This window comes from Micromonospora sp. MP36 (assembly GCF_008119785.1).
Taxonomy (GTDB): Bacteria; Actinomycetota; Actinomycetes; order Mycobacteriales; family Micromonosporaceae; genus Micromonospora.
On the sequence record NZ_VSFA01000032.1, the window covers coordinates 1 to 25,540 of the forward strand.

23 protein-coding genes and 1 riboswitch are annotated in these 25,540 nt (G+C 74.1%); of the genes, 21 read left to right on the forward strand and 2 right to left on the reverse strand.

The window, feature by feature from the left end; genetic code table 11:
* The 10 genes from carB to FXF52_RS20965 form a co-directional block, all read left to right on the forward strand.
* The coding region (carB, locus tag FXF52_RS20920) for a carbamoyl-phosphate synthase large subunit (RefSeq protein ID WP_148799123.1) at positions 1 to 2,329 on the forward strand (2,329 nt) is incomplete at its 5' end.
* Between the two features lie 102 nt (positions 2,330 to 2,431).
* Complete coding sequence (locus FXF52_RS20925; RefSeq protein WP_148799125.1) at positions 2,432 to 3,451, forward strand: quinone-dependent dihydroorotate dehydrogenase; 1,020 nt, start codon at positions 2,432 to 2,434, stop codon at positions 3,449 to 3,451.
* 124 nt (positions 3,452 to 3,575) lie between these two features.
* Positions 3,576 to 4,850, forward strand: coding sequence for an adenosylmethionine--8-amino-7-oxononanoate transaminase (locus tag FXF52_RS20930; RefSeq protein ID WP_148799127.1), 1,275 nt, complete (start codon positions 3,576 to 3,578; stop codon positions 4,848 to 4,850).
* Between the two features lie 75 nt (positions 4,851 to 4,925).
* A complete protein-coding gene (gene pyrF / locus FXF52_RS20935) occupies positions 4,926 to 5,762 on the forward strand; it encodes an orotidine-5'-phosphate decarboxylase (RefSeq protein WP_148799129.1) in 837 nt (278 codons plus the stop codon).
* A gap of 179 nt (positions 5,763 to 5,941) precedes the next feature.
* Complete coding sequence (mihF, locus tag FXF52_RS20940) at positions 5,942 to 6,259, forward strand: integration host factor, actinobacterial type (RefSeq protein WP_046564635.1); 318 nt, start codon at positions 5,942 to 5,944, stop codon at positions 6,257 to 6,259.
* Positions 6,260 to 6,283: 24 nt separating this feature from the next.
* Positions 6,284 to 6,817 (forward strand): guanylate kinase, encoded by a 534-nt coding sequence (locus FXF52_RS20945; RefSeq protein ID WP_148799131.1) that lies wholly within the window; start codon positions 6,284 to 6,286, stop codon positions 6,815 to 6,817.
* A 45-nt stretch (positions 6,818 to 6,862) separates the two neighbouring features.
* Positions 6,863 to 7,129, forward strand: a complete 267-nt coding sequence (gene rpoZ / locus FXF52_RS20950) for a DNA-directed RNA polymerase subunit omega (protein ID WP_013285517.1) — start codon at positions 6,863 to 6,865, stop codon at positions 7,127 to 7,129.
* 15 nt (positions 7,130 to 7,144) lie between these two features.
* Entirely contained in the window at positions 7,145 to 8,353 is a 1,209-nt protein-coding gene (coaBC, locus tag FXF52_RS20955; RefSeq protein ID WP_148799133.1) for a bifunctional phosphopantothenoylcysteine decarboxylase/phosphopantothenate--cysteine ligase CoaBC, read from the forward strand.
* Positions 8,354 to 8,438: 85 nt separating this feature from the next.
* Positions 8,439 to 9,644 carry a methionine adenosyltransferase gene (metK, locus tag FXF52_RS20960; RefSeq protein ID WP_148799135.1) on the forward strand — a complete coding sequence of 402 codons (1,206 nt, stop codon included), beginning with the start codon at positions 8,439 to 8,441 and terminating at the stop codon, positions 9,642 to 9,644.
* A 59-nt stretch (positions 9,645 to 9,703) separates the two neighbouring features.
* On the forward strand, positions 9,704 to 11,845 hold the full coding sequence (locus FXF52_RS20965) for a primosomal protein N' (protein WP_148799137.1): 2,142 nt from the start codon (positions 9,704 to 9,706) through the stop codon (positions 11,843 to 11,845).
* A gap of 113 nt (positions 11,846 to 11,958) precedes the next feature.
* Here FXF52_RS20965 and FXF52_RS41735 read toward each other — a convergent pair whose 3' ends face one another.
* On the reverse strand, positions 11,959 to 12,102 hold the full coding sequence (locus FXF52_RS41735; RefSeq protein ID WP_187413609.1) for a hypothetical protein: 144 nt from the start codon (positions 12,100 to 12,102) through the stop codon (positions 11,959 to 11,961).
* Between the two features lie 28 nt (positions 12,103 to 12,130).
* Between FXF52_RS41735 and FXF52_RS20970 the strand changes: the two genes are divergently transcribed.
* The 5 genes from FXF52_RS20970 (at position 12,131) to FXF52_RS20990 (ending at position 18,480) form a co-directional block, all read left to right on the forward strand.
* The gene (locus FXF52_RS20970) at positions 12,131 to 13,114 is read left to right on the forward strand and encodes an AAA family ATPase (protein ID WP_148799139.1); all 984 of its coding nucleotides are present in this window, start codon (positions 12,131 to 12,133) and stop codon (positions 13,112 to 13,114) included.
* A 193-nt stretch (positions 13,115 to 13,307) separates the two neighbouring features.
* Positions 13,308 to 13,868 carry a peptide deformylase gene (gene def / locus FXF52_RS20975; protein ID WP_148799141.1) on the forward strand — a complete coding sequence of 187 codons (561 nt, stop codon included), beginning with the start codon at positions 13,308 to 13,310 and terminating at the stop codon, positions 13,866 to 13,868.
* A 4-nt stretch (positions 13,869 to 13,872) separates the two neighbouring features.
* Entirely contained in the window at positions 13,873 to 14,799 is a 927-nt protein-coding gene (gene fmt / locus FXF52_RS20980; protein WP_148799144.1) for a methionyl-tRNA formyltransferase, read from the forward strand.
* Complete coding sequence (locus FXF52_RS20985; RefSeq protein ID WP_255472181.1) at positions 14,796 to 16,472, forward strand: RsmB/NOP family class I SAM-dependent RNA methyltransferase; 1,677 nt, start codon at positions 14,796 to 14,798, stop codon at positions 16,470 to 16,472. Before fmt ends, FXF52_RS20985 begins: the two co-directional genes overlap by 4 nt.
* 271 nt (positions 16,473 to 16,743) lie before the next feature.
* Positions 16,744 to 18,480: a M28 family peptidase gene (locus FXF52_RS20990; protein WP_148799145.1), complete on the forward strand. Its 1,737-nt coding sequence runs from the start codon at positions 16,744 to 16,746 to the stop codon at positions 18,478 to 18,480.
* 52 nt (positions 18,481 to 18,532) lie between these two features.
* Here FXF52_RS20990 and FXF52_RS20995 read toward each other — a convergent pair whose 3' ends face one another.
* Entirely contained in the window at positions 18,533 to 19,420 is an 888-nt protein-coding gene (locus tag FXF52_RS20995; protein WP_148799147.1) for a septum formation family protein, read from the reverse strand.
* 424 nt (positions 19,421 to 19,844) lie between these two features.
* On the opposite strand from FXF52_RS20995, the gene rpe reads away from it, so the two are divergent.
* The 6 genes from rpe to FXF52_RS21025 all read left to right on the forward strand — a co-directional run bounded on the left by rpe (position 19,845) and on the right by FXF52_RS21025 (position 25,539).
* Positions 19,845 to 20,525: a ribulose-phosphate 3-epimerase gene (gene rpe / locus FXF52_RS21000; protein ID WP_148799149.1), complete on the forward strand. Its 681-nt coding sequence runs from the start codon at positions 19,845 to 19,847 to the stop codon at positions 20,523 to 20,525.
* Complete coding sequence (locus tag FXF52_RS21005; RefSeq protein ID WP_187413610.1) at positions 20,419 to 21,483, forward strand: response regulator; 1,065 nt, start codon at positions 20,419 to 20,421, stop codon at positions 21,481 to 21,483. The genes rpe and FXF52_RS21005 overlap by 107 nt, the downstream gene beginning before the upstream one ends.
* 81 nt (positions 21,484 to 21,564) lie before the next feature.
* Positions 21,565 to 21,736: riboswitch (FMN riboswitch) on the forward strand.
* Positions 21,737 to 21,902: 166 nt separating this feature from the next.
* Positions 21,903 to 22,964: a bifunctional diaminohydroxyphosphoribosylaminopyrimidine deaminase/5-amino-6-(5-phosphoribosylamino)uracil reductase RibD gene (gene ribD, locus FXF52_RS21010; protein ID WP_148799154.1), complete on the forward strand. Its 1,062-nt coding sequence runs from the start codon at positions 21,903 to 21,905 to the stop codon at positions 22,962 to 22,964.
* Complete coding sequence (locus tag FXF52_RS21015) at positions 22,965 to 23,582, forward strand: riboflavin synthase (RefSeq protein ID WP_148799156.1); 618 nt, start codon at positions 22,965 to 22,967, stop codon at positions 23,580 to 23,582.
* A complete protein-coding gene (gene pnuC / locus FXF52_RS21020; RefSeq protein ID WP_148799158.1) occupies positions 23,582 to 24,277 on the forward strand; it encodes a nicotinamide riboside transporter PnuC in 696 nt (231 codons plus the stop codon). Before FXF52_RS21015 ends, pnuC begins: the two co-directional genes overlap by 1 nt.
* Positions 24,274 to 25,539 carry a bifunctional 3,4-dihydroxy-2-butanone-4-phosphate synthase/GTP cyclohydrolase II gene (locus FXF52_RS21025; protein WP_148799160.1) on the forward strand — a complete coding sequence of 422 codons (1,266 nt, stop codon included), beginning with the start codon at positions 24,274 to 24,276 and terminating at the stop codon, positions 25,537 to 25,539. The genes pnuC and FXF52_RS21025 overlap by 4 nt, the downstream gene beginning before the upstream one ends.
* Position 25,540: the final 1 nt, after the last annotated feature.

Sequence of the window (25,540 nt, forward strand, 5' to 3'; positions counted from 1 at the left end):
CCTGGACGAGATCCCCAACGACATCACCCTGAAGACCCCGGCGGCGTTCGAGCCGACCCTGGACTACGTGGTGGTGAAGATCCCCCGGTTCGCGTTCGAGAAGTTCCCCGGCGCGGACCCGGAGCTGACCACCACCATGAAGTCGGTGGGCGAGGCGATGAGCCTGGGCCGCAACTTCACCGAGGCGCTGAACAAGGCGATGCGCTCGATGGAGACCAAGGGCGGCGGATTCTGGACCCGGCCGGACCCGGCCGGCGCCACCCGGGAGAACACCCTCGCCGCGCTGCGTATGCCGCACGACGGCCGGCTCTACACGGTGGAGCGGGCGCTGCGGCTCGGCGCCTCGATCGCGGAGGTCGCCGAGGCGTCCGGCGGGATGGACCCGTGGTTCCTGGACCAGGTCGCGGCGCTGGTCGAGCTGCGCGCCGAGCTCGTCGACGCCCCGGTGCTCGACGGCGACCTGCTGCGCCGGGCCAAGCGGGCCGGCCTGTCCGACCGGCAGCTCGCCGCGCTCCGCCCCGAACTGGCCGGCGAGGACGGCGTCCGCGCGCTGCGCCACCGGCTGCGCGTACGCCCGGTCTACAAGACCGTGGACACCTGCGCCGCCGAGTTCGAGGCGACCACGCCCTACCACTACTCGACGTACGACCAGGAGACCGAGGTCGCGCCCTCGGACCGGCCCAAGGTGATCATCCTGGGCTCCGGGCCGAACCGGATCGGGCAGGGCATCGAGTTCGACTACTCCTGCGTGCACGCCGTCATGGCCCTGCGGGAGGTGGGCTACGAGACGGTGATGGTCAACTGCAACCCGGAGACCGTCTCCACCGACTACGACACCGCGGACCGGCTCTACTTCGAGCCGCTGACCTTCGAGGACGTGCTGGAGGTCTGGCACGCCGAGGACTCCTCCGGCAAGGCGGCCGGCGGCCCGGGGGTCTTCGGGGTGATCGTGCAGCTCGGCGGGCAGACCCCGCTCGGGCTGGCCCGGCGGCTCAAGCAGGCCGGGGTGCCGGTGGTCGGCACCTCCCCGGAGTCGATCCACCTGGCCGAGGAGCGGGGCGCGTTCGGGCTGGTGCTGGCCCGGGCCGGGCTGCGGGCTCCGGCGCACGGCACGGCCACCTCGTACGACGAGGCGAAGGCGATCGCCGACGAGATCGGCTACCCGGTGCTGGTCCGCCCGTCGTACGTGCTCGGCGGGCGGGGCATGGAGATCGTCTACGACGACGCCACCCTGCGCGACTACATCGGCCGGGCCACCGACATCTCGCCCGACCACCCGGTGCTGGTGGACCGCTTCCTCGACGACGCCATCGAGATCGACGTGGACGCGCTCTGCGACGCCGACGGCGAGGTCTACCTGGGCGGCGTGATGGAGCACATCGAGGAGGCCGGCATCCACTCCGGCGACTCGTCCTGCGCGCTGCCGCCGATCACCCTGGCCGGCTCCCACCTGGCCCAGGTACGCCGCTACACCGAGGCGATCGCCCGCGGGGTCGGCGTGCGCGGCCTGCTCAACGTCCAGTACGCCCTGCAGGGCGACATGCTCTACGTGCTGGAGGCGAACCCGCGGGCGTCCCGGACGGTCCCGTTCGTCTCCAAGGCGACCGCGGTGCCGCTGGCCAAGGCGGCGGCCCGGATCGCGCTCGGCGCCACCATCGCCGAGCTGCGCGCGGAGGGGATGCTGCCGCCCACCGGGGACGGCGGCACGATGCCAGCCGACGCCCCGATCGCGGTCAAGGAGGCGGTGCTGCCGTTCAAGCGGTTCCGCACGCCGGCCGGCAAGGGGATCGACGTGCTGCTCGGCCCGGAGATGAAGTCCACCGGCGAGGTGATGGGCATCGACACCGGATTCGGCCAGGCCTTCGCCAAGTCGCAGGCGGCCGCGTACGGGTCGCTGCCGACCGCTGGCAAGATCTTCGTCTCGGTGGCGAACCGGGACAAGCGCGGCATGATCTTCCCGATCAAGCGCCTGGCCGACCTGGGCTTCGAGATCGTCGCCACCACCGGCACCGCCGAGGTGCTGCGCCGGCACGGGATCGCCTGCGAGCAGATCCGCAAGCACTACGAGGCCGGCGAGGGCGAGGACGCCGTGTCGCTCATCCTCGGCGGCGACGTGGCCCTGGTGGTGAACACCCCGCAGGGCTCGGGCGCGAGCGCCCGCTCCGACGGGTACGAGATCCGCAGCGCTGCGGTGACCGCGGACATCCCCTGCATCACCACGGTCCCCGGCGCGGCTGCCGCCGTCATGGGCATTGAGGCGAGGATCCGTGGCGACATGCGCGTCCGCCCCCTCCAGGAACTCCACGCCGCCCTGCGAGCCGGGGAGTGACCGCCGGCACCCACGCGTTGATCATGAGGTTGGCGGCGGTCGAGGAGATCGACATCGCCGTCAGCCTCATGATCGACGGGACCCGGGGCGGGGAGGTCGGGCGTGATCTTTGAGCGGGTGGTGCGGCCGCGGTTGTTCCGGATCGGGGGTGGGGACGCGGAGGCGGCGCACGAGTGGACCCTCGCCCGGCTGGCCTCGGTGTCCCGGCGGCCGGCCGTGCTGGCGGCGCTGCGGGCGCGATACCTCCGGTCCGCGCCGCGCACCGTGTTCGGGGTGGACTTCCCGAACCCGGTCGGGCTGGCGGCCGGGATGGACAAGAACGGCGTCGCGCTGCCGGCCTGGCCGGCGCTCGGCTTCGGCTTCGTCGAGGTCGGCACGGTCACCGCGCACGCCCAGCCGGGCAACCCCCGGCCCCGGCTGTTCCGGCTGCGGGACAGCGAGGCGGTGGTCAACCGGATGGGCTTCAACAACGCCGGCGCCGAGGCCCTCGCGGCCCGGCTGGCGGCGCTGCCGCGCCCGATCGGCGTACCCCTGGGGATCTCGCTCGGGAAGTCCAAGGTGACCCCGCTGGACGAGGCCGTCGAGGACTACCTGGCGTCCTACCGGGCGCTGCAGGGGCACGGCGACTACTTCGCGGTCAACGTGTCCTCGCCGAACACCCCGGGCCTGCGGTCCCTTCAGGACCGGTCCCACCTGGACGCGCTGCTGGCGGCCCTGGTGGGGGAGAAGCCGGTGCTCGTGAAGATCGCCCCCGACCTGACCGAGCCGGCCGTCGCTGAGCTGCTGGAGGTCTGCCTCGACCGGGGCGCGGCCGGGGTGATCGCCACCAACACCACCCTCGCCCGCGACGGGCTTGCCCCGGCCGACCGGGCGCGGGGCGCGCAGACCGGTGGCCTGTCCGGCCGTCCGCTGGCCGGGCGGGCCCGGGAGGTGGTCGCCTTCGTGCACCGGGAGACCGGCGGCCGGCTGCCGGTGATCGGCGTCGGCGGCATCCTCGACCCGGACGACGCCACCCGGATGTTCGACGCCGGCGCGAGCCTGGTCCAGCTCTACACCGGCTTCATCTACCGGGGTCCGGCCCTGGTCCGGTCTGTCGCCCGGGCAGCACCGGCAGCCCCATGACGTCGGCGGAGAACCGGACCGTCGGGCGGGCGCCCGTGCCCGCCGGCCACCGGTGAGGCGAGGGCCGGGCGGAATCCGCCCGGCCCGGTGCGCGGCCCGGCCGCGCGGAGACGAAGGAGAGCCGATGACGCCCGAGGAGATCCTCGCCGCCGACCGCCGGCACGTCTGGCACCCGTACGCCGCGCTGCCGCCGGCCAGCCCGCCCTACCTGGTGGAGAGCGCCCAGGGCGTACGGCTGCGGCTGGCCGACGGGCGGGAGCTGGTGGACGGGATGTCGTCCTGGTGGGCGGCGATCCACGGCTACCGGCACCCGGTGCTGGACGCCGCGGTCACCGACCAGCTCGGCCGGATGAGCCACGTGATGTTCGGCGGCCTCACCCACGAGCCCGCGGTACGCCTCGCGCGGACCCTGGTCGAGCTGGCCCCGGAGGGCCTGGAGCACGTCTTCCTGGCCGACTCCGGCTCGGTCAGCGTCGAGGTGGCGGTGAAGATGTGCCTCCAGTGGCAGCGGGCCACCGGGCGGCCGCAGCGCCGCCGGCTGGGCACCTGGCGGGGCGGCTACCACGGCGACACGTTCCACCCGATGAGCGTCTGCGACCCGGAGGGCGGCATGCACCACCTCTGGGGGGACGTGCTGCCCCGGCAGGTGTTCGCGCCGGTGCCGCCCGGCGGCTTCGACACCCCGCCGGACCCGGCGTACGAGGCGGCCCTGGTCGACGCCGTGGAACGGCACGCCGACGAACTCGCCGCGGTGATCGTGGAGCCGGTGGTCCAGGGTGCCGGCGGGATGCGGTTCCACCACCCGCACTACCTGCGGGTGCTGCGCGAGGTGACCCGGGCGCACGGCATCCTGCTGGTCTTCGACGAGATCGCCACCGGCTTCGGCCGGACCGGGACGATGTTCGCCGCCGAGCACGCCGGGGTCGCCCCGGACGTGCTCTGCGTCGGCAAGGCGCTCACCGGCGGCTACCTCACCCTGGCCGCGGCGCTCTGCACGCCCGAGGTGGCCCGCGGCATCTCGGCCGACGGGGTGCTGGCGCACGGCCCGACCTTCATGGGCAACCCGCTCGCCTGCGCGGTCGCCAACGCCTCCCTGGGCCTGCTGGCGGCCGGGGACTGGGCCGGGCAGGTGGCGAGGATCTCCGCGGGGCTGCGGGCCGGCCTGGCGCCGCTGCGCGACGCACCGGGCGTGGCCGACGTCCGGGTGCTCGGCGCGATCGGCGTGGTCCAGCTCGACCACGAGGTGGACATCCCCCGGGCGACCGCCGCCGCGGCGGCGCAGGGCGTGTGGCTGCGCCCGTTCCGGGACCTCGTCTACACCATGCCGCCGTACGTCACCGACGACGCGGACGTGGCGCGGATCGCGGCCGGTGTCGAGGCGGCGGCCAAGGCGGGCTGAGCCGGCCCCCGGCGGCGACAGGATGACCCAGGCATGCCGCGGCGCGAGGCCGCGTGACGGAGAGGAAGAGACGCGATGGAGACCTTCGGCGCCCGCCTGTACCGGGCCGTGGCGGAGCGGGGACCGCTCTGCGTGGGTATCGACCCCCATCCCGGACTGTTGGCCCGCTGGGGGCTGTCTGACGACGTCGAGGGCCTCGACCGGTTCAGCCGGACGGTGGTGGAGGCGATCGGTGACCGGGTGGCGGTCGTCAAGCCGCAGTCGGCCTTCTTCGAGCGCTTCGGGTCGCGAGGAATCGCGGTCCTTGAGTCAACTATCCGACAGTTGCGTGAAGCCGGCGCGCTCGTTCTCCTCGACGTCAAGCGTGGCGACATCGGTTCGACGGTCAGCGCGTACGCCGCGGCGTACCTCGATCCATCCAGCCCGATGTATGTCGATGCGGTGACGGCGAGCCCCTACCTGGGAGTAGGTTCGCTCGCGCCGATGTTCGAACTGGCCGCCGCGCACGGTGGCGGCGTCTTCGTCCTGGCGCTCACTTCGAACCCGGAGGGCGCCGCCGTGCAGCGGGCCGTCGGGGCCGATGGGCGGACCGTGGCGCAGACCGTGATCGACGAGATTTCCCAGCTCAACCGGGGTGCCGAGCCGCTCGGCAGCCTCGGGCTGGTGGTCGGCGCGACGATCGGCGAGACCGGCCACGACCTCTCCGCCGTGCACGGTCCGCTGCTCGCCCCGGGGCTCGGCGCGCAGGGTGCCACCGCGGCCGACCTGCGCACCGTCTTCGGCTCCAGCCTGCCCTCGGTGCTGCCGTCGTACTCCCGCGAGGTGCTGCACGCCGGGCCCGACGTGGCCGCCCTGCGGGCCGCCGCCGAGCGGGTGCTGGCGCAGTGCCGGACGGCGCTGGCCACCTCGTGACTGACTGACGGCTCGGTCACTTTACGTTGATCTTCGCGCGCCCACGTTGCCGAAAACTCCGTTGACCGCTAGTTTTCCCCGCGCTGGGAACCACGGACCCCTTTGGTTGCCAGCGACACCACGTTTCACAGAAGCGACGGTGCGCTCCGCCCGTCGCGCTAGGGACCTGAGGAGAACTGGTGCCGCTCCCGTCACTGACCCCCGAGCAGCGCGCTGCCGCGCTGGAGAAGGCCGCGGAGATCCGCAAGGCCCGTGCCAAGCTGAAGGAGGACCTCAAGCAGGGCAAGACCAGCCTTGCCACCGTCCTCGAGCAGGCCGAGTCTGACGACGTCGTCGGCAAGCTGAAGGTGTCGGCCGTCCTCCAGGCGATGCCGGGCATCGGCAAGATCCGGGCCACCCAGATCATGGAGAAGCTCAAGATCGCCGACAGCCGTCGCCTGCGCGGCCTGGGCGAGCAGCAGCGCAAGGCTCTGCTTGGAGAGTTCGCCGCGAACTGACCGCCCGCCGTGTAGAAACAAGCGGTGAGCACGGATGACGAGGCGCGCCCGGCGGCTCGGCTCACTGTCCTGGCCGGCCCTTCAGGGGCCGGCCGGCGCAGTGTCGTCGAGCAGGTCCGGGCGCGCTTTCCGTTGGTGTGGGTGCCGGTGGTCGCCACCACCCGACCGCCGTGCCCCGGCGAGGTGGACGGCGTCGACCGGCTCTTCCTCGACCCGGCCGGTTTCGACCGGCTGATCGCCGCCGACGGGCTGCTGGAGTGGAGCCGGATGGGGCCGTATCGGCGGGGCGTGCCACGCGAGCCCGTCCGGTCCCGGCTCGCCGAGGGTCGGCCGGTGCTGCTCCCGCTGGACCTGCCCGGCGCGCTCGCCGTCCGGGCCGCCGTGCCGGACCCGCAGCTGGTGCTCCTCGCCCCGCCCGGACACCGGCCGGACCCGGCCGTCGCGGCCGCCTTCACACACGCCGTGCGGCACGACCGGACCGAGCGTGCGGCGGAGGAGCTGGTAGGCTTGCTCGGTTCTTCCTTCCTGGCTCCGGCCCGACCGCGCCTGAGCGGTTGAGAGGCCACCGCCTCCGGGCGGTGCACAAGACGCAGAGGTTTATTCGTGGGATCCATCGCCACCAACCCCGAGGGCATCACCAACCCGCCGATCGACGAGCTCCTCGAGAAGACGACCTCGAAGTACGCGCTGGTGATCTTCGCCGCCAAGCGCGCGCGCCAGGTCAACGCCTACTACAGCCAGCTCGGTGAGGGCCTGCTGGAGTACGTCGGTCCGCTCGTGGAGACCACCCCCCAGGAGAAGCCGCTCTCCATCGCCATGCGCGAGATCAACGCGGGTCTGCTCACCGCCGAGCCGACCGACCAGCCGTAATACCCGCCCGCGTCGATGTCCGCCGAGATCGTCCTCGGGGTCGGCGGCGGCATCGCCGCCTACAAGGCCTGTGAGCTGCTCCGGCTCTTCACCGAGTCGGGTCACCGGGTCCGCGTCGTGCCGACCGCGTCGGCGCTCCGGTTCGTCGGTGCGCCGACCTGGGCCGCGCTCTCCGGCCAACCCGTCGCCGACGACGTCTGGTCGGACGTGCACGAGGTGCCGCACGTGCGGCTCGGCCAGCACGCCGACCTGGTCGTGGTGGCTCCCGCGACCGCCGACCTGCTCGCCAAGGCCGCCCACGGCCTCGCCGATGACCTGCTCACCAACACCCTGCTGACCGCCCGCTGCCCGGTGGTGCTCGCCCCGGCCATGCACACCGAGATGTGGGAGCATCCGGCCACTGTCGCCAACGTGGCGACCCTGCGGTCGCGGGGCGTGCGGGTGATCGAGCCGGCGGTCGGCCGGCTCACCGGCAAGGACACCGGCAAGGGCCGGCTGCCCGACCCGGCGGAGATCTTCGCGGTCGCCCGGCGGGCCCTCGCCCGGGGCGTCGCCGCGCCGGCCGACCTGGCCGGCCGGCACGTGGTGGTCACCGCCGGCGGCACCCGCGAGCCGCTCGACCCGGTCCGCTTCCTCGGCAACCGCTCCTCGGGCAAGCAGGGGTACGCGTTCGCCCGCGCCGCCGTCGCCCGGGGCGCCCGGGTCACCCTGGTCTCCGCCAACGTCGCGCTCGCCGAGCCGGCCGGCGTGGACCTGGTCCGGGTCGGCACCACCGAGGAGTTGCGCAAGGCGACCCTCGAGGCGGCCGCGGACGCGGACGCCGTGGTGATGGCGGCGGCCCCCGCCGACTTCCGGCCGGCGACGTACGCGCCCGGAAAGATCAAGAAGGCGGACGACGGCAGCGCGCCCACCATCGAGCTGGTCACCAACCCCGACATCGCGGCGGAGCTGGGCCGGCGTCGCCGGCCGGAGCAGGTGCTCGTCGTCTTCGCCGCCGAGACCGGCGACGCCGAGGCCAACGGCCGGGCCAAGCTCGCGCGCAAGCGGGCCGACCTGATCGTCATCAACGAGGTGGGCGTGGACAAGGTCTTCGGCGCCGAGACCAACGCCGCCACGGTGATCGGGTCGGACGGTGCGGTGCACCGGTTGCCCGAGCAACCCAAGGAGGACCTGGCCGACGCGGTCTGGGACCTCGTGGTCGCCCGGCTGATTGAGCAATCCTGACGATTGGTCACCGTGCATTCCTTGGGTCACCCTGGGAGGACGGTGACTAAACTGCCGCCGAGCGACCTTTTCAAAGAGTTTTCACATGCTTAGGAGTGCCGTGACACGTCTCTTCACGTCCGAATCGGTCACGGAAGGCCACCCGGACAAGATCGCCGACCAGATCAGTGACGGCATTCTCGACGCGCTGCTCGCCCAGGACCCGCACAGCCGGGTCGCGGTCGAGACCCTGATCACCACGGGCCAGGTCCACGTCGCCGGTGAGGTGACCACCAAGGCGTACGCGGACATCCCGACCATCGTCCGGGACACCATCCTGGGGATCGGGTACGACTCGTCGAAGAAGGGCTTCGACGGCGCCTCCTGCGGCGTCAGCGTCTCCATCGGCGCCCAGTCGCCGGACATCGCGCAGGGCGTGGACAACGCGTTCGAGTTGCGTACCGGCTCGTCGGAGAGCGCGCTCGACGCGCAGGGCGCCGGCGACCAGGGCATGATGTTCGGCTTCGCCTGCTCGGAGACGCCCGAGCTGATGCCGCTGCCGATCGCGCTCGCCCACCGGCTCGCCCGCCGCCTCGCCGCCGTGCGCAAGGACGGCACCATCCCGTACCTGCGGCCGGACGGCAAGACCCAGGTGACCATCGAGTACGACGGGCTGCGGCCGGTCCGGCTCGACACCGTCGTGGTGTCCAGCCAGCACGCGGCGGACATCTCGCTCGACTCGCTGCTCACCCCGGACGTCCGGGATCACGTGATCACGCCCGAGCTGGAGGGCCTTGGCCTGGACACCGAGGGCTACCGGCTGCTGGTCAACCCGACCGGGCGCTTCGAGATCGGTGGCCCGATGGGCGACGCCGGCCTCACCGGCCGCAAGATCATCGTCGACACCTACGGCGGCTACGCCCGGCACGGTGGCGGCGCCTTCTCCGGCAAGGACCCGTCCAAGGTGGACCGCTCGGCCGCGTACGCGATGCGTTGGGTGGCCAAGAACGTGGTGGCCGCCGGCCTCGCCGAGCGCTGCGAGGCGCAGGTCGCGTACGCGATCGGCAAGGCGCACCCGGTCAGCCTCTTCATCGAGACCTTCGGCACCGAGACCGTGCCGGTCGCCTCGATCGAGAAGGCCGTCGCCGAGGTGTTCGACCTGCGCCCGGCCGCGATCATCCGGGACCTCAACCTGCTCCGCCCGATCTACCAGCAGACCGCCGCGTACGGCCACTTCGGCCGGGAGCTGCCGGATCTGACCTGGGAGGGTACCGACCGGGCCGCCGACCTCAAGTCGGCTGCGGGAGCCTGACCGCGACCAGGCGCAGCGACCGGCGACCCGCCGACGGGTCGCCGGTCGCTCGCGTCTGCGTGGACCTGCCCCTGGCCCACCTCGACCGGCCCTTCGACTACCTGGTCCCCGCCGAGCTGGACGCCCAGGCGCTTCCCGGGGTGCGGGTGAAGGTGCGCTTCGCCGGCCAGCTCGTCGACGGTTGGCTGCTGGAGCGGGTGGCGGAGTCCGACCACCCCCGGCTGGCGTACCTGGAGAAGGTGGTCTCCCCGGTGCCGGTGCTGGCGCCGGAGGTGGCCCGACTGGCCCGCGCGGTCGCCGACCGGTACGCGGGCAGCCTCGCCGACGTGCTCCGGCTCGCCGTGCCACCCCGGCACGCGCGGGTGGAGAAGGACGTCACCGCCGCCGAGCCCGCCGCGCCCGCCGCCGACGGGTCTGCCGCGCCCGCCGCCGACGGGTCTGCCGCGCCTGCCGCCGACGGGGACGCCGCGCCTGCCGCCGACGGGTCTGCCGCGCCTGCCGCCGACGGGGACGCCGCGCCTGCCGCCGACGGGTCTGCCGCGGCGGCTCCCGCCGGGGATGTCGCGCCGGCTCCCGGCGGGCCCGCCGCACCGGCTCCCCGCGTTGACCACGCACCGGCTCCCGTGGGGGACCACGCGCCGGGCGCGGTCGGCCCGCGCGGGTGGCGGGACTACCCGGCCGGGCTGGCCCTCCTGCGGGCGCTCGCCGACGGGCGGGCGCCGCGCGCGGTCTGGTCCGCGCTGCCCGGGGAGGACTGGGCGGCCCGCTACGCCGACGCGGTCGCCGCCACCGTGGTCGGTGGCCGGGGCGCGGTGGTCGTGGTGGCCGACGCCCGGGACCTGGACCGCCTCGACGCCGCCCTGACCGGCTTGCTCGGGCCGGGGCGGCACGTCTGCCTCTCCGCCGCGCTCGGCCCGGCCCGGCGCTACCGGGCCTTCCTGGCCGCCCTGGGGGGCGACGTGCCCGTGGTGATCGGCACCCGGGCGGCGATGTTCGCCCCGGCCCACCGGCTCGGCCTGGTGGCGATCTGGGACGACGGCGACGACCTGCACGCCGAGCCGCGGGCGCCCTACCCGCACGCCCGGGAGGTGCTGCTCACCCGGGCCCAGCTCGCCGGCGCGGCCGCGCTGGTCGGCGGGTACGCACGTACGGCCGAGGCCCAGCTGCTGGTGGAGACCGGGTGGGCCCGCGAGGTGGTGGCCGACCGGGCGACCGTACGGGCCCGGATGCCGGCGATCGCGCCGGCCGGGGACGACCCGCACCTGGCCCGGGACCCCGGCGCGGCCTCCGCCCGGCTGCCCAGCCTGGCCTGGACCACCGCCCGGGACGCGCTCCGCGCCGACCTTCCGGTGCTGGTGCAGGTGCCCCGCCGGGGCTATCTGCCCTCGGTCGCCTGCGCCGACTGCCGTACGCCGGCCCGCTGCGCGCACTGCGCCGGCCCGCTCGCGTTGCCGGCCGCCGACGGGGTGCCCGCCTGCCGCTGGTGCGGCCGGGTCGCCGCGGCGTACGCCTGCCCGGAGTGCGGTGGACGGCGGCTGCGCGCCGCGGTCACCGGCGCCCGGCGGACCGCCGAGGAGCTGGGGCGTGCCTTCCCGGGGGTGCCGGTCCGCACCTCGGGGCGGGAGGAGGTGCTGAGCACGGTGCCGGGCGGGGCCGGCCTGGTGATCGCCACGCCTGGCGCGGAGCCGGTCGCCGAGGGCGGCTACGGCGCGGTGCTGCTGCTCGACTCGTGGGCCCTGCTCACCCGGGCCGACCTGCGGGCCGGGGAGGAGGCGCTGCGCCGCTGGCAGGCCGCGGCCGCCCTGGCCCGGCCGGGCGCGGCGGGCGGCCGGGTGGTGGTGGTCGCCGACGGCGCCCTGGCGCCGGTGCAGGCGCTGCTGCGCTGGGACGCGGCCTGGTTCGCCGCCCGGGAACTGGCCGAGCGCCGTGAGCTGGGTTTCCCGCCGGCGGTACGGATGGCCAGCGTCACCGGCGCGGCGGACGCGGTGGCGGACCTGCTCGCCGGGGCCCGGCTGCCGGACGGGGCGGAGGTGCTCGGCCCGGTCCCCGCCGACGAGGGGCGGGAGCGGATGCTGGTCCGGGTGCCCCGGGCCCGGGCAGCCGCGTTGGCCGAGGCGCTGCACGCGGCCGCCGGGCAACGCAGCGCCCGCAAGGCGGTCGATCCGGTCCGCCTCCAGGTCGACCCGCTCAGCCTCTTCTGACCCCGGCCGCCGGGTGACGTCGCGCACCGGATTCGTCGCCGACGGTGTTGACCAGGGCCTTGTCGCACACCTCGTGCGGCAAATGGGTAGAGACTGAGTGGTAGCATCGCCCGTCATGCCCGGGCGTACGACTGCTCCAGGTCGCGACGCGGCGCCAGCCGCGCGAAGCTGGGGTGGCCGGACGACTGCGCCAGGTCGGGGTGCGGCGTCAGCCGTGCCGCGCTGGAGCGGTCGAGGCGCCAAATCGATGATGTCAATCAGCCGGCGATCAGGGGTGGACCAGTCGTGACCGTTCGTCAGTCGATCGTCTTCAACGGTGACCTCGGCAGCGGCAAGAGCACCGTCTCCGTCGAGATCGCCAAGCGACTGGGGCTGCGCCGGGTCAGCGTCGGCGACCTCTACCGGCAGATGGCCCAGGAGCGCCAGATGACCGCGCTCCAGCTCAACCTGCACGCCGAGCTGGACCAGGCCGTCGACGGATACGTCGACCAGCTCCAGCGGGACATCGCCGCCTCCGGCGAGAGCCTGGTGATGGACTCCCGGCTGGCCTGGCACTTCTTCACCGACGCGCTCAAGGTGCACATGATCACCGAGCCGAGCGAGGCGGCCCGGCGGGTGCTGGCCCGCCCGTCCGGCCCGGCCGAGAGCTACACCTCGCTGGCGGAGGCGCGGGCCAAGCTCCGGGAGCGCAGCGAGAGCGAGCGCGGCCGGTTCCTGGTCCGGTACGGCGTCGACAAGGCCCGGCTGCGCAACTACGACGTGATCTGCGACACCACCCGGGCCACCCCCGAGCAGGTGATCCAGCACGTCATCGACGTGTACGAGGGACGGCTTGGCGAGGACCTGCTGCGCGAGGCCCCCCCGCTGCTGCTGCTCGACCCGGCCCGGGTCTACCCGACCGAGGACATCGCCACCCTGCGGGGCCTCTGGGACTCGGAGTTCGTCGGTGACGTGGCCGTGGCCGGCGACGAGGCGCTGGAACCGCTGACCATCGGCTACACGGGGGAGTACTTCTTCGTGGTCGACGGGCACCGCCGGCTCAGCGCCGCCCTGCAGAGCGGCTTCCCGCTGGTGCCCGCCCGGCTGGTCGCCGAGGTGGACGAGCCGGTCGTCGGCGGGATGAGCGCGGTCGACTACTTCGCCGCCCAGGTCAACCCCAGCCTGATCCACGACTGGGCGGCCGCCCACGGCATCGCGCTGCCGCTGCCCGAGCACGCCCTGCTCGGCGGGGACGCGGTGCTGGCCGGGGAGCCGGGCGCCGGCGCCTGAGCCTGGCCGGGTCGCCCGAGCGCCGGGTCCGGCTCACCCTGCGCGGCCACGCGACCCGCCCGTGGCCCTCGGTGACGCCGTCACGGAGGGCGACGTGTCGCCGCGCACCGATCGCGGTACGCCGGCCGGGGCGCCGGTGGCGACTCCGTAGACTGGTGCGGCACCACTCGTTTCAGACAAGGAGCCACTCCGCGTGACCGTTCAGCCCATCCGTCTGTTCGGGGATCCGGTGCTGCGCACGCCGGCCGACCCGGTGGTCGACTTCGACGCCGAGCTGCGCAAGCTGATCGCCGATCTGACCGACACGATGCGCGAGCAGAGCGGTGCCGGCCTGGCCGCGCCGCAGCTCGGGGTGGGCCTGCGGGTGTTCACCTTCGACGTCGACGACGTCCTCGGGCACCTGGTCAACCCGGTGCTGGAGTTCCCCGACGAGGAGGAGCAGGACGGCCCGGAGGGCTGCCTGTCCATCCCGGGGCTCTACTTCGACACCAAGCGCCGGCAGAACGTCATCGCCAAGGGTTTCAACGGCTACGGGGACCCGCTGCAGATCGTCGGCACCGGCCTGATGGCCCGGTGCGTGCAGCACGAGACCGACCACCTCGACGGGGTGCTCTTCGTCGACCGCCTCGACCCGGCCGGCCGGAAGGCGGCCATGAAGGCGATCCGCCAGGCCGACTGGTACGACCCGGCCACCCCGCCGACCGTCAAGCTGAGCCCGCACGCGGCCGGCAACCCGTTCGGTCTGGGGCGGTGACCGGGTGCGCCTGATCTTCGCCGGCACGCCGGCCGTCGCCGTCCCCGCCCTGGACGCCATCGCCGCGTCCCGCCACGAGCTGCTGGCCGTGGTGACCCGTCCCGACGCCCCCGCCGGGCGCGGCCGGGGCCTGGTCCGTTCGCCGGTCGGCGCCTGGGCCGACGCGCACGGCGTCGAGGTGCTCACCCCGGCGAGACCGCGCGAGCCCGAGTTCCTGGACCGGCTCCGTGAGCTGGCCCCGGACTGCGTGCCGGTGGTCGCGTACGGCGCGCTGGTGCCGCCGGTGGCGCTGGAGATCCCCCGGGCCGGCTGGATCAACCTGCACTTCTCGCTGCTGCCCGCCTGGCGCGGCGCGGCCCCCGTGCAGCACGCGGTGCTGCACGGCGACGAGGTGACCGGCGCCAGCGTCTTCCAGCTGGAAGCGGGGCTGGACACCGGCCCGGTGTACGGCACGCTCACCGACGAGATCCGCGCCACCGACACCTCCGGTGACCTGCTGGAGCGGCTCGCCCACGCGGGCGCGGGCCTGCTGGTGGCCGTCCTCGACGCGATCGAGGAGGGCACCGCCCGGGCCGAGCCGCAGCCAGCCGACGGGGTGTCCCTGGCGCCAAAGCTGACCGTCGAGGACGCCCGGGTCCGCTGGACCGATCCGGCGTTCGCCGTGGACCGGCGGATCCGGGCCTGCACCCCGGCCCCCGGCCCGTGGACCACGTTCCGCGGCGACCGGGTGAAGCTCGGCCCGGCCACCCCGGTGGCCGACGGCCCGGAGCTGAAGCCGGGCGAGCTGCTGGTCGAGAAGTCCCGAGTCCTCGCCGGCACGGCCACCGTGCCGGTGCGGCTCGGCGAGGTGCGGGCGGCCGGCAAGAAGGCCATGTCGGCGAGCGACTGGGCGCGCGGCGCCCGGGTCGCCGCCGGCGAGGAGTTCGCGTGACGGGGCCGTCGGAGCCCCGCGAGGAGCGCTTCTCCGCCGCCGGTCCGCGCGGCGGGTCGGCCCGGCCGTCCGCCGGAGACCGCGCGGGACGACCCCGCGACGGCGACCGCGCTGCCGGGGGCGAGCGCGGTCCGCGGTCCGCGTCCGACGACGCCGGCCGCTCCGGCGGTGGGCGCGGCGACGGGCGGTACGCCGGTCCCGAGCGGTCCCGGGAAGGCCGCCGGCCGGTCGGCGGCGAGCGGGCCGAGCGCCCGGCCCGGCCGCGCGAGGGGCGCTTCGGCGCCGACCGGCGGGCCGGCCGCCGCCCCGGCCGACCGGCCGTCGACCTGCCGCGGCACGTGGCGTACCAGGCGATCGCGGCGGTGCACCGGGACGACGCGTACGCCAACCTGGTGCTGCCGGCCATGCTGCGCGACGAGGGGCTGACCGGCCGGGACGCGGCGTTCGCCACCGAGCTGACCTACGGCACGCTGCGGCACACCGGCACCCTGGACGCGATCATCACCGACGCCGCCGGCCGGGACGTGCAGCGGATCGATCCGCCGGTGCGGGACGCGCTGCGGCTCGGGGCGTACCAGCTGCTGCACACTCGGGTTCCGGCGCACGCGGCGGTCTCCTCGACCGTGGACCTGGTCCGGGCGGTCGGCCCGGGCGCCACCGGCTTCGCCAACGCGGTGCTCCGTGAGATGGCCACCCGCGACGTCGACGGCTGGGTGGCGAAGCTGGCCCCGTCGGAGCAGACGGACCCGATCGGCCACCTGGCGCTGGCGTACAGCCATCCGCAGTGGATCGTCCGGGCGTTCGCCGAGGCGCTCGGCGGTGACCTGGGGGAGACGGCGCGGCTGCTCATCGAGGACAACGAGCGCCCGCCGGTGCACCTGTGCGCCCGGCCGGGCCTGGCCGACCCGGTCGAGTTGGCCGACGAGGTCGGCGGGGCGCCCGGCGCCTTCTCGCCGTACGCCGTCTATCTGCCCGGTGGGGCGCCGGGGGAGTTGCCGGCGGTGGCCGAGGGGCGCGCGCACGTCCAGGACGAGGGTTCCCAGCTGGTGGCGAACGCCCTCGCGGTGGCGCCGCTGGACGGCCCGGACGGGCGCTGGCTGGACCTGTGCGCCGGGCCCGGTGGCAAGGCCGGCCTGCTCGGCGCCCTCGCCGCGCAGCGCGGCGCCCGGCTCACCGCGGTGGAGGTGGCCGAGCACCGGGCCCGGCTGGTCGCGCAGGCCACCCGGGGTCTGCCGGTGACCGTGCTGAACACCGACGGGCGGACGGTCGGCTCGGATCCGAAGTTGCCGGAGGGCCACTTCGACCGGGTGTTGGTCGACGCCCCGTGCACCGGGCTCGGTTCGTTGCGCCGGCGGCCCGAGTCCCGCTGGCGCCGGCAGCCGTCGGACCTGCCGCCGCTGACCCGCCTGCAGCGGGAACTGCTCGCCGCGGCGCTGCGCGCGGTCCGTCCGGGCGGGCTGGTCGCCTATGTGACCTGCTCGCCGCACACGGTGGAGACGCACGTGACGGTGACCGAGGCGTCCCGCCGGGCCGGGTTCCCGGTCGACTTCGTCGATGCCCGGTCGCTGCTGCCCGCTGGTATGCCGGGGCTCGGGGACGGGCCGACGGTGCAGCTCTGGCCGCAGCGGCACGGCACCGACGCGATGTTCCTGGCGGTGCTGCGCAAGGGCTGAGCCCGCGCGGACCGTCGCCACCCCCGCCGACCCGGGGCACGCCGAGCGTGCCCCGGGTCGCGCCGTCCTGGGGTACCCCGTCGGCCGGTACGACCGTTCCGCCGGCAGGTGCTAAAGAGGGCGAACGTCCACCGGTTGTGACACCCCGTTGACTTCATTCATTGACGCGTGTCACTGTTCCCGTCACCGGTCCGTCGACGTCGGCGCTCCCACCGGAGCCCACCGGTCGTGCCACCCCGCCCGCTCGCCCCGACCCCCACGAGGAGTCCTCATGAGACGCCGCACCCCGACCGCGGGCCTCGCGCTCGCCCTCTTCGCCGCCATGACGGCGACCCTGGCCGGCGCGCCCGCCTCCGCCGCCCCCGCGCCGGTGGCCGCCGCACCGGCCCTCGCCCTCGCCGCGCCGGACATCTCGGTGACCAACGTGCAGGCCCACCTCACCCAGCTCAACACCATCGCCACCAACAACGGGGGCAACCGGCGGGCCGGTTCGGCCGGCTACAGCGCCTCGGTCGCCTACGTGAAGGGCAAGCTCCAGGCCGCCGGCTACACGGTCACCGAACAGACCTGCACCACCTGCACCTACCCCGGCAGCAACCTGATCGCCGAGTGGCCGCAGGGCCCCGCCGACCAGGTGGTCATGTTCGGCGCCCACCTGGACAGCGTCTCCGCCGGGCCCGGCATCAACGACAACGGCTCCGGCTCGGCGACCCTGCTGGAGAACGCGCTGGTGCTCGCCGCGCAGAACCCGACCATGACCAAGCGGGTCCGGTTCGCCTGGTGGAACGGCGAGGAACAGGGCCTGCAGGGCTCCACGTTCTACGTCAACCAGCTCAGCGCCACCCAGCGGGGCTACATCAAGGGCTACTACAACTTCGACATGGTCGCCTCGCCCAACGGCGGTTACTTCATCAACCGGGTGACCTCCACCACGGCCGCCCCGCTGAAGGCGTACTGGGACTCGCTCAACCTGCAGCCGGAGGAGAACACCGAGGGGCAGGGCCGGTCCGACGACTACTCGTTCGCCAACGCCGGCATCCCCACCTCTGGCTACGCCGCCGGCGCCAGCTACACCAAGACCACGGCGCAGGCCAGCAAGTGGGGCGGCACCGCGGGCGCGGCGTACGACGGCTGCTACCACCGCTCCTGCGACACCACCGGCAACATCAACGCGACGATCCTCAACCGCAGCGCGGACGGCGTCGCGTACGCGATCTGGCAGCTCGCGGTCGGCGGCACCCCGACCAACGACTTCTCCGTCTCGGTGAGCCCGACCTCGGGCACCGTGGCCCGGGGCGGCTCCACCACCGCAACCGTCAGCACCGCCACCACCAGCGGCAGCGCCCAGCCGGTCAGCCTGTCGGCCTCCGGCGCGCCGAGCGGCGTGACGGTGAGCTTCAGCCCGTCTTCGGTCACCTCGGGCGGCTCGGCCACGATGACCGTCACCACCTCGTCGACCGCCGCCACCGGCACCTGGACCATCACGGTGACCGGCACCGGCTCGGTCACCCACAGCACCAGCTACAGCCTCACCGTGACCGGCACCGGCGGCTGCGCCGGCGGGCAGCTCATCGGCAACAGCAGCTTCGAGTCCGGCACCAGCCCGTGGACCGCCACCTCCGGCGTGATCACCAGTTCGTCGGGCCAGGCGGCCCGCACCGGGTCGTACAAGGCGTGGCTGGACGGGTACGGCAGCAGCCACACCGACACCCTGTCGCAGTCGGTGACCCTCCCGGCCGGGTGCGCCAGCTACACCCTCGCGTTCTGGCTGCACATCGACACCGCCGAGACCACGACGTCGACGGCGTACGACAAGCTGACCGTGCAGGTCGGCACGACCACGCTGGCGACGTACTCGAACCTGAACGCCGCCGCCGGCTACCAGCAGCGCACCTTCAACCTGGCCGCGTACGCCGGGCAGACGGTGACGCTGAAGTGGACCGGTGTGGAGGACGTCTCGCTGCAGACCAGCTTCGTCCTCGACGACGTGACGCTGCAGGTCGGCTGACCGGCCGACGGGGGCGGGGCCGACCGACCGGGTCGGCCCCGCCCCGCCCGGCTCACCGGACCGGCAGGGCCTTGCTGCCCGCGCCCTTCAGCGACTTCGTCAGCGTGCGGTCCGACACCCACAGGAAGCACTGCACGCCCCGGTCACCGTTCGACCACTCCTCCTCGAAGGGGTGGTAGATGATCGTGCCAGCCCGGTACTGCATGTCGTTGTTGTTCGGCACCTTGACGTACTTCGCGATCAGCCCCTGGCACGCCTTGTGCGCGCGCAGCGAGGTGCGCTTGAACTCGGCGTACGTGATGTCGGGGAACTGGTAGACCCCGACGAACTCGGCGTGGTGCTTGGCCGTGCAGGCGACCGGAAGCATCTCCTCGATGTCGTCCTTGGCGAGCTTCGGGTTGTAGCAGCCGAGGGCCAGTGGGGATCCCGTCGCGAGGGCGTCGCGCAGGCTGGCGGAGCGGGCCGTCACGCTGCGGTCGTCCAGGCTGGCCACCTCGGCCAGGTCGCAGCGGAACCAGCGAGCCCCGCCGGTCCAGGCCAGCGCCGAGGGGAAGACGACGGCGAGTTGGAGCCGCCCGGACCGCCAATCGGCCCCGACCGCCTTGCTGACCTGCCGGTCACACTCCGCGTGCGCGGTCCGCATCCCCGCCGACCCGACGCGCGGGGGCGCGCCCCGGTCGGCGTCCGGGCCGGTCAGCGTGCCCACGTGCAGGGTCTCGCTGCGGTGCGAGGCGGTGCAGTCGACCGGGTTGTAGCCGCTGAGGTATCCGACGTCCTGGATCGTGGGGTGGCACACCCCGGCCTCGGGCACGAAGGCCTTGGCGGCCGGAAAGGCCGACCAGTCGTCGGCCAGGTCCCCGTCCACCCCGGCCGTACCGCACCCGGCCAGCGCCAGCGCCGCCGTCACGCCGACGGCGAGCGCCGTCCCCCATCGCCGCATCGCGCACCGACCTCCCCGTCGTCGTGGTCGGCTCGGGTGCCGACCGTCGCGTGCTGGTGAGAAGGGGATCCTTCTCCACCGGAGGCGTCAAGGAGGGACCCTTCTCACACCTCACGCCACGGCGGTGCAGCATACGGCAACGGGGCTCAGCTGACGGGTAGTCCCTCCGGGCCGACCCCCGCGCATCGAGCGGGTCAGTCGCCGCAGCCGTGCGGAGCCACCGCCATCGGGCGTGCGGTTCCGGTGACCGTCCCGGTTGGAGTGTCGCCGCCTGTCGGTCGTTCGGCCAATGGCGAATGGCTTTCGTGCCGGATTCCCGCGCGGGGCGGGCCGATGCGGCACCAGCGGTCACCGTCGGATCACGCCGAGTCTCCGTCGGTGCCGCGCTGCGGACGGCGGGTGACCGCGTTCGTACACTGGCCCGGTGACCGTACCGCCGCCGATCGTCGCGCCCAGCATCCTGGCCGCCGATTTCGCCCGCCTCGCCGACGAGGTCCGCGCCGTCGAGCACGCCGCCGACTGGTTGCACGTGGACGTGATGGACAACCACTTCGTGCCGAACCTGACCATCGGGCTGCCGGTGGTGCAGAGCCTGCGCGCGGCGACGGAGTTGCCCTTCGACGTGCACCTGATGATCGAGGACCCGCGCCGGTGGGCGCCCGGGTACGCCGACGCCGGCGCGTACAACGTCACCTTCCACGCCGAGGCGTGCGACGACCCGGTGGCGCTGGCCAAGGACCTCCGCTCGGCCGGCGCGAAGGCGGGGCTGGCGATCGACCGGGACACCCCGATCGAGCCGTACCTGGAGCTGTTGCCCAGCTTCGACACGTTGCTGATCATGACGATCAAGGCCGGCTTCGGTGGCCAGCGGTTCATCCCGCAACTGCTCGACAAGGTGCGCACCGCGCGGCGGCACGTCGACAGCGGTCACCTGGAGTTGCGGATCGAGGTCGACGGCGGGATCGCGGCCGACACCATCGAGCAGGCCGCCGCGGCGGGTGCCGACGCCTTCGTCGCCGGCACCGCGGTCTACGGCGCCGACGACCCCGCCGAGGCGGTACGCCGCCTGCGCTCGCTGGCGGAACGCGCGGCCTCCGGGGCCTGACGTGGACCCGGCCGGCGAGCGACCCGACATCATCCTGGTCGTCGACGACGACGAGGACATCGCCCGTTTCGTCGAGTTCAACCTGCGCCTGCACGGTTTCGAGGTGCTGCACGCCAGCGACGGCCAGGAGGCCTTGGACGTCATCGAGCAGCAGCGCCCCGACCTGGCCGTGGTCGACCTGATGATGCCCCGGATCGACGGCCTGGAGCTGACCCGGCGGCTGCGCGCCGACCCGATGACCTCGGCCCTGCCGGTGATCATGCTGACCGCCAAGGGGATGACCTCCGACAAGGTCAACGGCCTCAGCGCCGGCGCCGACGACTACCTGGTCAAACCCTTCGACACCGCCGAACTGGTCGCCCGGGTCAGCTCCACGCTGCGGCGCAACAAGGAGTTCCGCGAGGTCTCCCCGCTGACCGGGTTGCCCGGCAACAGCCGGATCCGGCGGGAGATCAGCGACCGGGTGCGCAACGGCGCCGACTACGCCGTCGGATACATCGACATCGACCGGTTCAAGAGCGTGAACGACCGGTACGGCTTCAGCCGTGGCGACGAGTTCATCTCCGCCCTGGCCCGCAGCCTGCACCGGGCGGTCGTCTCGATCGGCCTGCCGCCGGCCTTCCTCGGCCACGTCGGCGGCGACGACTTCGTCATCGTCTGCACCCCCGAGCAGGTGCGTCCGCTGACCTTCCGGGCGGTGGAGGACTTCGAGAAGTCGGCCGACGCGCTCTACGACCCGATCGACCGGGAACGCGGCTTCGTCGAGCTGAAGGACCGGCGGGGCAACATCCGCCGGGCCGCCCTGGTCACCCTCTCCATCGGGGTCTCCCTCTCCGATCCCGGCAAGCGGTTCACCAACCCCCTGGAGGCGATCGCCGTCGCCTCCGAGATGAAGTCGGTCGCCAAGAGCCAACCCGGGTCGTACGTCGCGGTCGACCGCAGGCGTGGAGTTACGTGATCGTGCGGTCTTCGCTGTGAGGTACCTCGCCTCTGTGGCGCGGCCCCCCACCCGGCGTGTAAGACTTCCGATGTACCCACCACGCGCTGGCGGGGCTCGGTGAAATTCCGAACCGGCGGTGATCCACGGTCCGACCGTGGTAAGCCCGCGACCCGGACGGCTGTGCCGCCCGGTGGACCTGGTGAGAATCCGGGGCCGACGGTTGGGGTGCGGCTCGTCCGCCCCCAGACAGTCCGGATGGGAGACAGCGCGCGGGACGGGGAGGCCCCTGCCGGCCGCTGACACCCTCAGCCGCCGCGCGGGCTTCCCGGGGTCGGCTGCGCCGTCCCCGGATCTCCGCCGCCGCGTGTCCGCGGCATCCGTGCCGACTCCCAGCCCCGCCCGCGCGCGACCGGCGAGTGAGAGGGCAGGGGCAGGCGATGGCGAGCGTCTCCGTCGACGAGGCGATGCGTCGCGCGATCGCGCTGGCCGCCCGGGGTCTCGGCACCACCAGCCCCAACCCGGTGGTCGGCTGCGTGCTCCTCGATCCCGACGGCGAGATCGTCGGCGAGGGATTCCACGCGTACGCCGGCGGCCCGCACGCCGAGATCGTCGCCCTCGCCCAGGCCGGCACCCGGGCCCGCGGCGGCACCGCCGTGGTCACCCTGGAGCCCTGCGACCACACCGGCCGCACCGGCCCCTGCAGCCACGCGCTCATCGCGGCCGGCGTCGCCCGCGTGGTGGTCGCCGTCCCGGACCCCAACCCGGTCGCCTCCGGCGGCGCGGCCACCCTGCGCGCCGCCGGGATCGAGGTCGAGGTCGGGGTACGCGCCGAGGAGGCCGAGGCCGGCAACATCGCCTGGCTCACCTCGATGCGCCGCGGCTGGCCCTACCTGATCTGGAAGTACGCCGCCACCCTGGACGGGCGCTCCGCCGCCGCCGACGGCACCAGCATGTGGATCACCTCGGAGGCCGCCCGGATCGACGTGCACGCGCTGCGCGGCACCGTCGACGCGGTGATCGCCGGGGTGGGCACCGTGCTCGCCGACGACCCCCGGCTCACCGCCCGCAACCTGCGCGACGGCACCCTGGCCATCCGGCAGCCGCTGCGGGTGGTGGTGGACAGCTCGGGGCGTACCCCGGCCGACGCCCGGGTCCGCGACGGCGCCGCCCGGACCTGGATCGCCACCGCCGCGGAGGTCGGGGCCGGCCCGGACGGCCGGGTCGACCTGCCGGCGCTGCTCGCCGAGCTGCACCACCGCGGCGTGCGGGCCGCCCTGCTGGAGGGCGGTCCGCGGCTGGCCGGCGCGTTCCTCGCCGCCGGCCTGGTCGACAAGGTCGTCGGGTACGTCGCGCCGAAGCTGCTCGGCGCCGGCCCGACCGCGCTGCTCGACGCGGGCGTGACCACCATCGCCGACGCCATCGATCTGGAGATCACCGACGTTACGCAGGTCGGCCCCGACCTGCGGATCACCGCGCTGCCCCGAAAGAGGGAGGGCTGAATGTTCACCGGCATCGTCGAGGAGCTGGGCGAGGTCGTCCGGACCACTGAGACCGGGGGCGACTCCGCGCTGGTCGCCATCCGTGGCCCGCTGGTCACCTCGGACGCCCGACACGGCGACTCCATCGCCGTCAACGGGGTCTGTCTGACCGTGGTCGACGTCGACGGCGGCGTCTTCACCGCCGACGTGATGGGGGAGACCCTGCGGCGCACCGCGCTCGGCGCGCTGCGCCCGGGCGAGCCGGTCAACCTGGAACGGGCCGCCGCGCTCGGCAGCCGGCTCGGCGGGCACCTGGTGCAGGGGCACGTCGACGGGGTCGGCGAGATCATCTCCCGGGAGCCGGCCGCCCAGTGGGAGACGGTCCGCTTCCGGCTCCCCGCCGCGCTGTCCCGGTACGTGGTGGAGAAGGGCTCGATCACCGTCGACGGCGTCTCGCTGACCGTCGCCGACGTCGGCGAGGACTGGTTCGCCGTCGGGCTGATCCCCACCACCCTCAAGCTCACCACGCTCGGTGCCAAGGGGCCCGGCGACCCGGTGAACCTCGAGGTGGACGTGCTGGCCAAGTACGTCGAGCGGCTGCTCGCCGGGGGCGCGACCGGCCCGGGCGGTGACCGCTGATGGGCCCGCTCGGCTGGCTGCTCGACGCCCAGGTCCTCCTCGCCGGTTCGCCGGTGCTGGTCCGGGAGATCGTCGGCAACGTCTTCGGCCTCGCCTCGGCGCTGTTCGGGCTGCGGCGGCTGGTCTGGGCCTGGCCGATCGGCATGATCGGCAACGCACTGCTGTTCACCGTCTTCCTCGGCGGCGTCTTCGCCACGCCGCAGGCGCGCGACCTCTACGGCCAGGCCGGCCGGCAGGTCTTCTTCTTCGCGGTGAGCCTCTACGGCTGGTGGCGCTGGTCCCGCAACCGTCGCGCCGGCGGTGGGGAGCAGCCCGCGGTCGACCCGCGCTGGGCCACCTGGCCGGAGCGGCTCGGCCTGCTCGCCGCCGCGGTGGCCGGCACCGCGGCCGCGTACCCGTTGCTGGCCGCGCTCGGCTCGTGGGGGCCGCTTCCGGACGCCTGGATCCTGGTCGGCAGCCTGCTCGCCACCTACGGCATGGCCCGCGGCTGGGTGGAGTTCTGGCTGGTCTGGATCGCCGTCGACGCGGTGGGCGTGCCGTTGCTGCTGCGCGGCGGCTTCTACCCGTCGGCCGCCATGTACCTGGTCTACGGCGGGTTCTGCGTGGCCGGCCTGGCCGCCTGGTGGCGCGCCTCCCGGGCCACCCCGCCCGCCCGCAGTGAGATCCCGCCGACGTACTCGGAGGCCGTGGCATGACCAGCTTTGGTTCCATCGAGCAGGCGGTGGCGGACATCGCCGCCGGTCGGCCCGTCGTCGTGGTCGACGACGAGGACCGGGAGAACGAGGGCGACCTGATCTTCGCGGCCGAGCTGGCCACCCCGGAACTGGTCGCGTTCATGGTCCGCTACACGTCCGGCTACATCTGCGCGCCGCTGACCGAGAGCGAGTGCGACCGGCTGGACCTGCCGCCCATGCACCACACCAACCAGGACCGGCGGGGCACCGCGTACACGGTGACCGTGGACGCCCGGGAGGGGGTCAGCACGGGGATCTCCGCCGCCGACCGGTCGCACACCATCCGGCTGCTCGCCGACCCGGCGACCGACCCGACCGACCTGGCCCGTCCCGGGCACGTGGTGCCGCTGCGGGCCCGGGAGGGCGGGGTGCTGCGCCGGCCCGGGCACACCGAGGCGGCGGTCGACCTGACCCGGCTGGCCGGGCTGCGCCCGGCCGGGGTGCTGTGTGAGCTGGTCAACGACGACGGCACCATGATGCGCCTGCCCGACCTGGAGAAGTTCTGCGCCGAGCACGGGCTGACCCTGGTCACCATCGCCGACCTGATCGCCTACCGGAGGCGCACCGAGAAGCAGGTGGAGCAGGTCGCCGAGGCGCGGATGCCCACCCCGTACGGGGTGTTCCGGGCGCTCGGCTACCGCAGCGAACACGACCCGGCCGAGCACGTCGCGCTGGTCATGGGCGACCTCGGCGACGGGCGGGACGTGCTGGTCCGGGTGCACTCCGAGTGCCTCACCGGGGACGTCTTCGGCTCGCTGCGCTGCGACTGCGGCCCGCAGTTGCAGGCCGCCCTGGCCCGGGTGGCCCAGGAGGGCCGCGGGGTGGTGCTCTACGTGCGCGGGCACGAGGGGCGCGGCATCGGCCTGCTGCACAAGCTGCGGGCGTACCAGCTCCAGGACCAGGGCCGGGACACCGTGGACGCGAACCTCGACCTGGGGCTGCCCGCCGACGCCCGGGACTACGGCACCGGCGCGCAGATCCTCTACGACCTCGGCGTGCGCTCGATGCGGCTGCTGACCAACAACCCGGCCAAGCGGGCCGGCCTGGAGGGGTACGGCCTCACCGTGAGCGGCCGCGAGGGGCTGCCCGTGCGGTCGAACCCGGAGAACGTGCGCTACCTGCGGACCAAGCGGGACCGGATGGGCCACCTCCTGGAGGGGCTGGACGAGGTGACCGAGGCGCCGATGGGCCGCCCGGTCGCCGGCGACGAGATCGGAGCGTAGA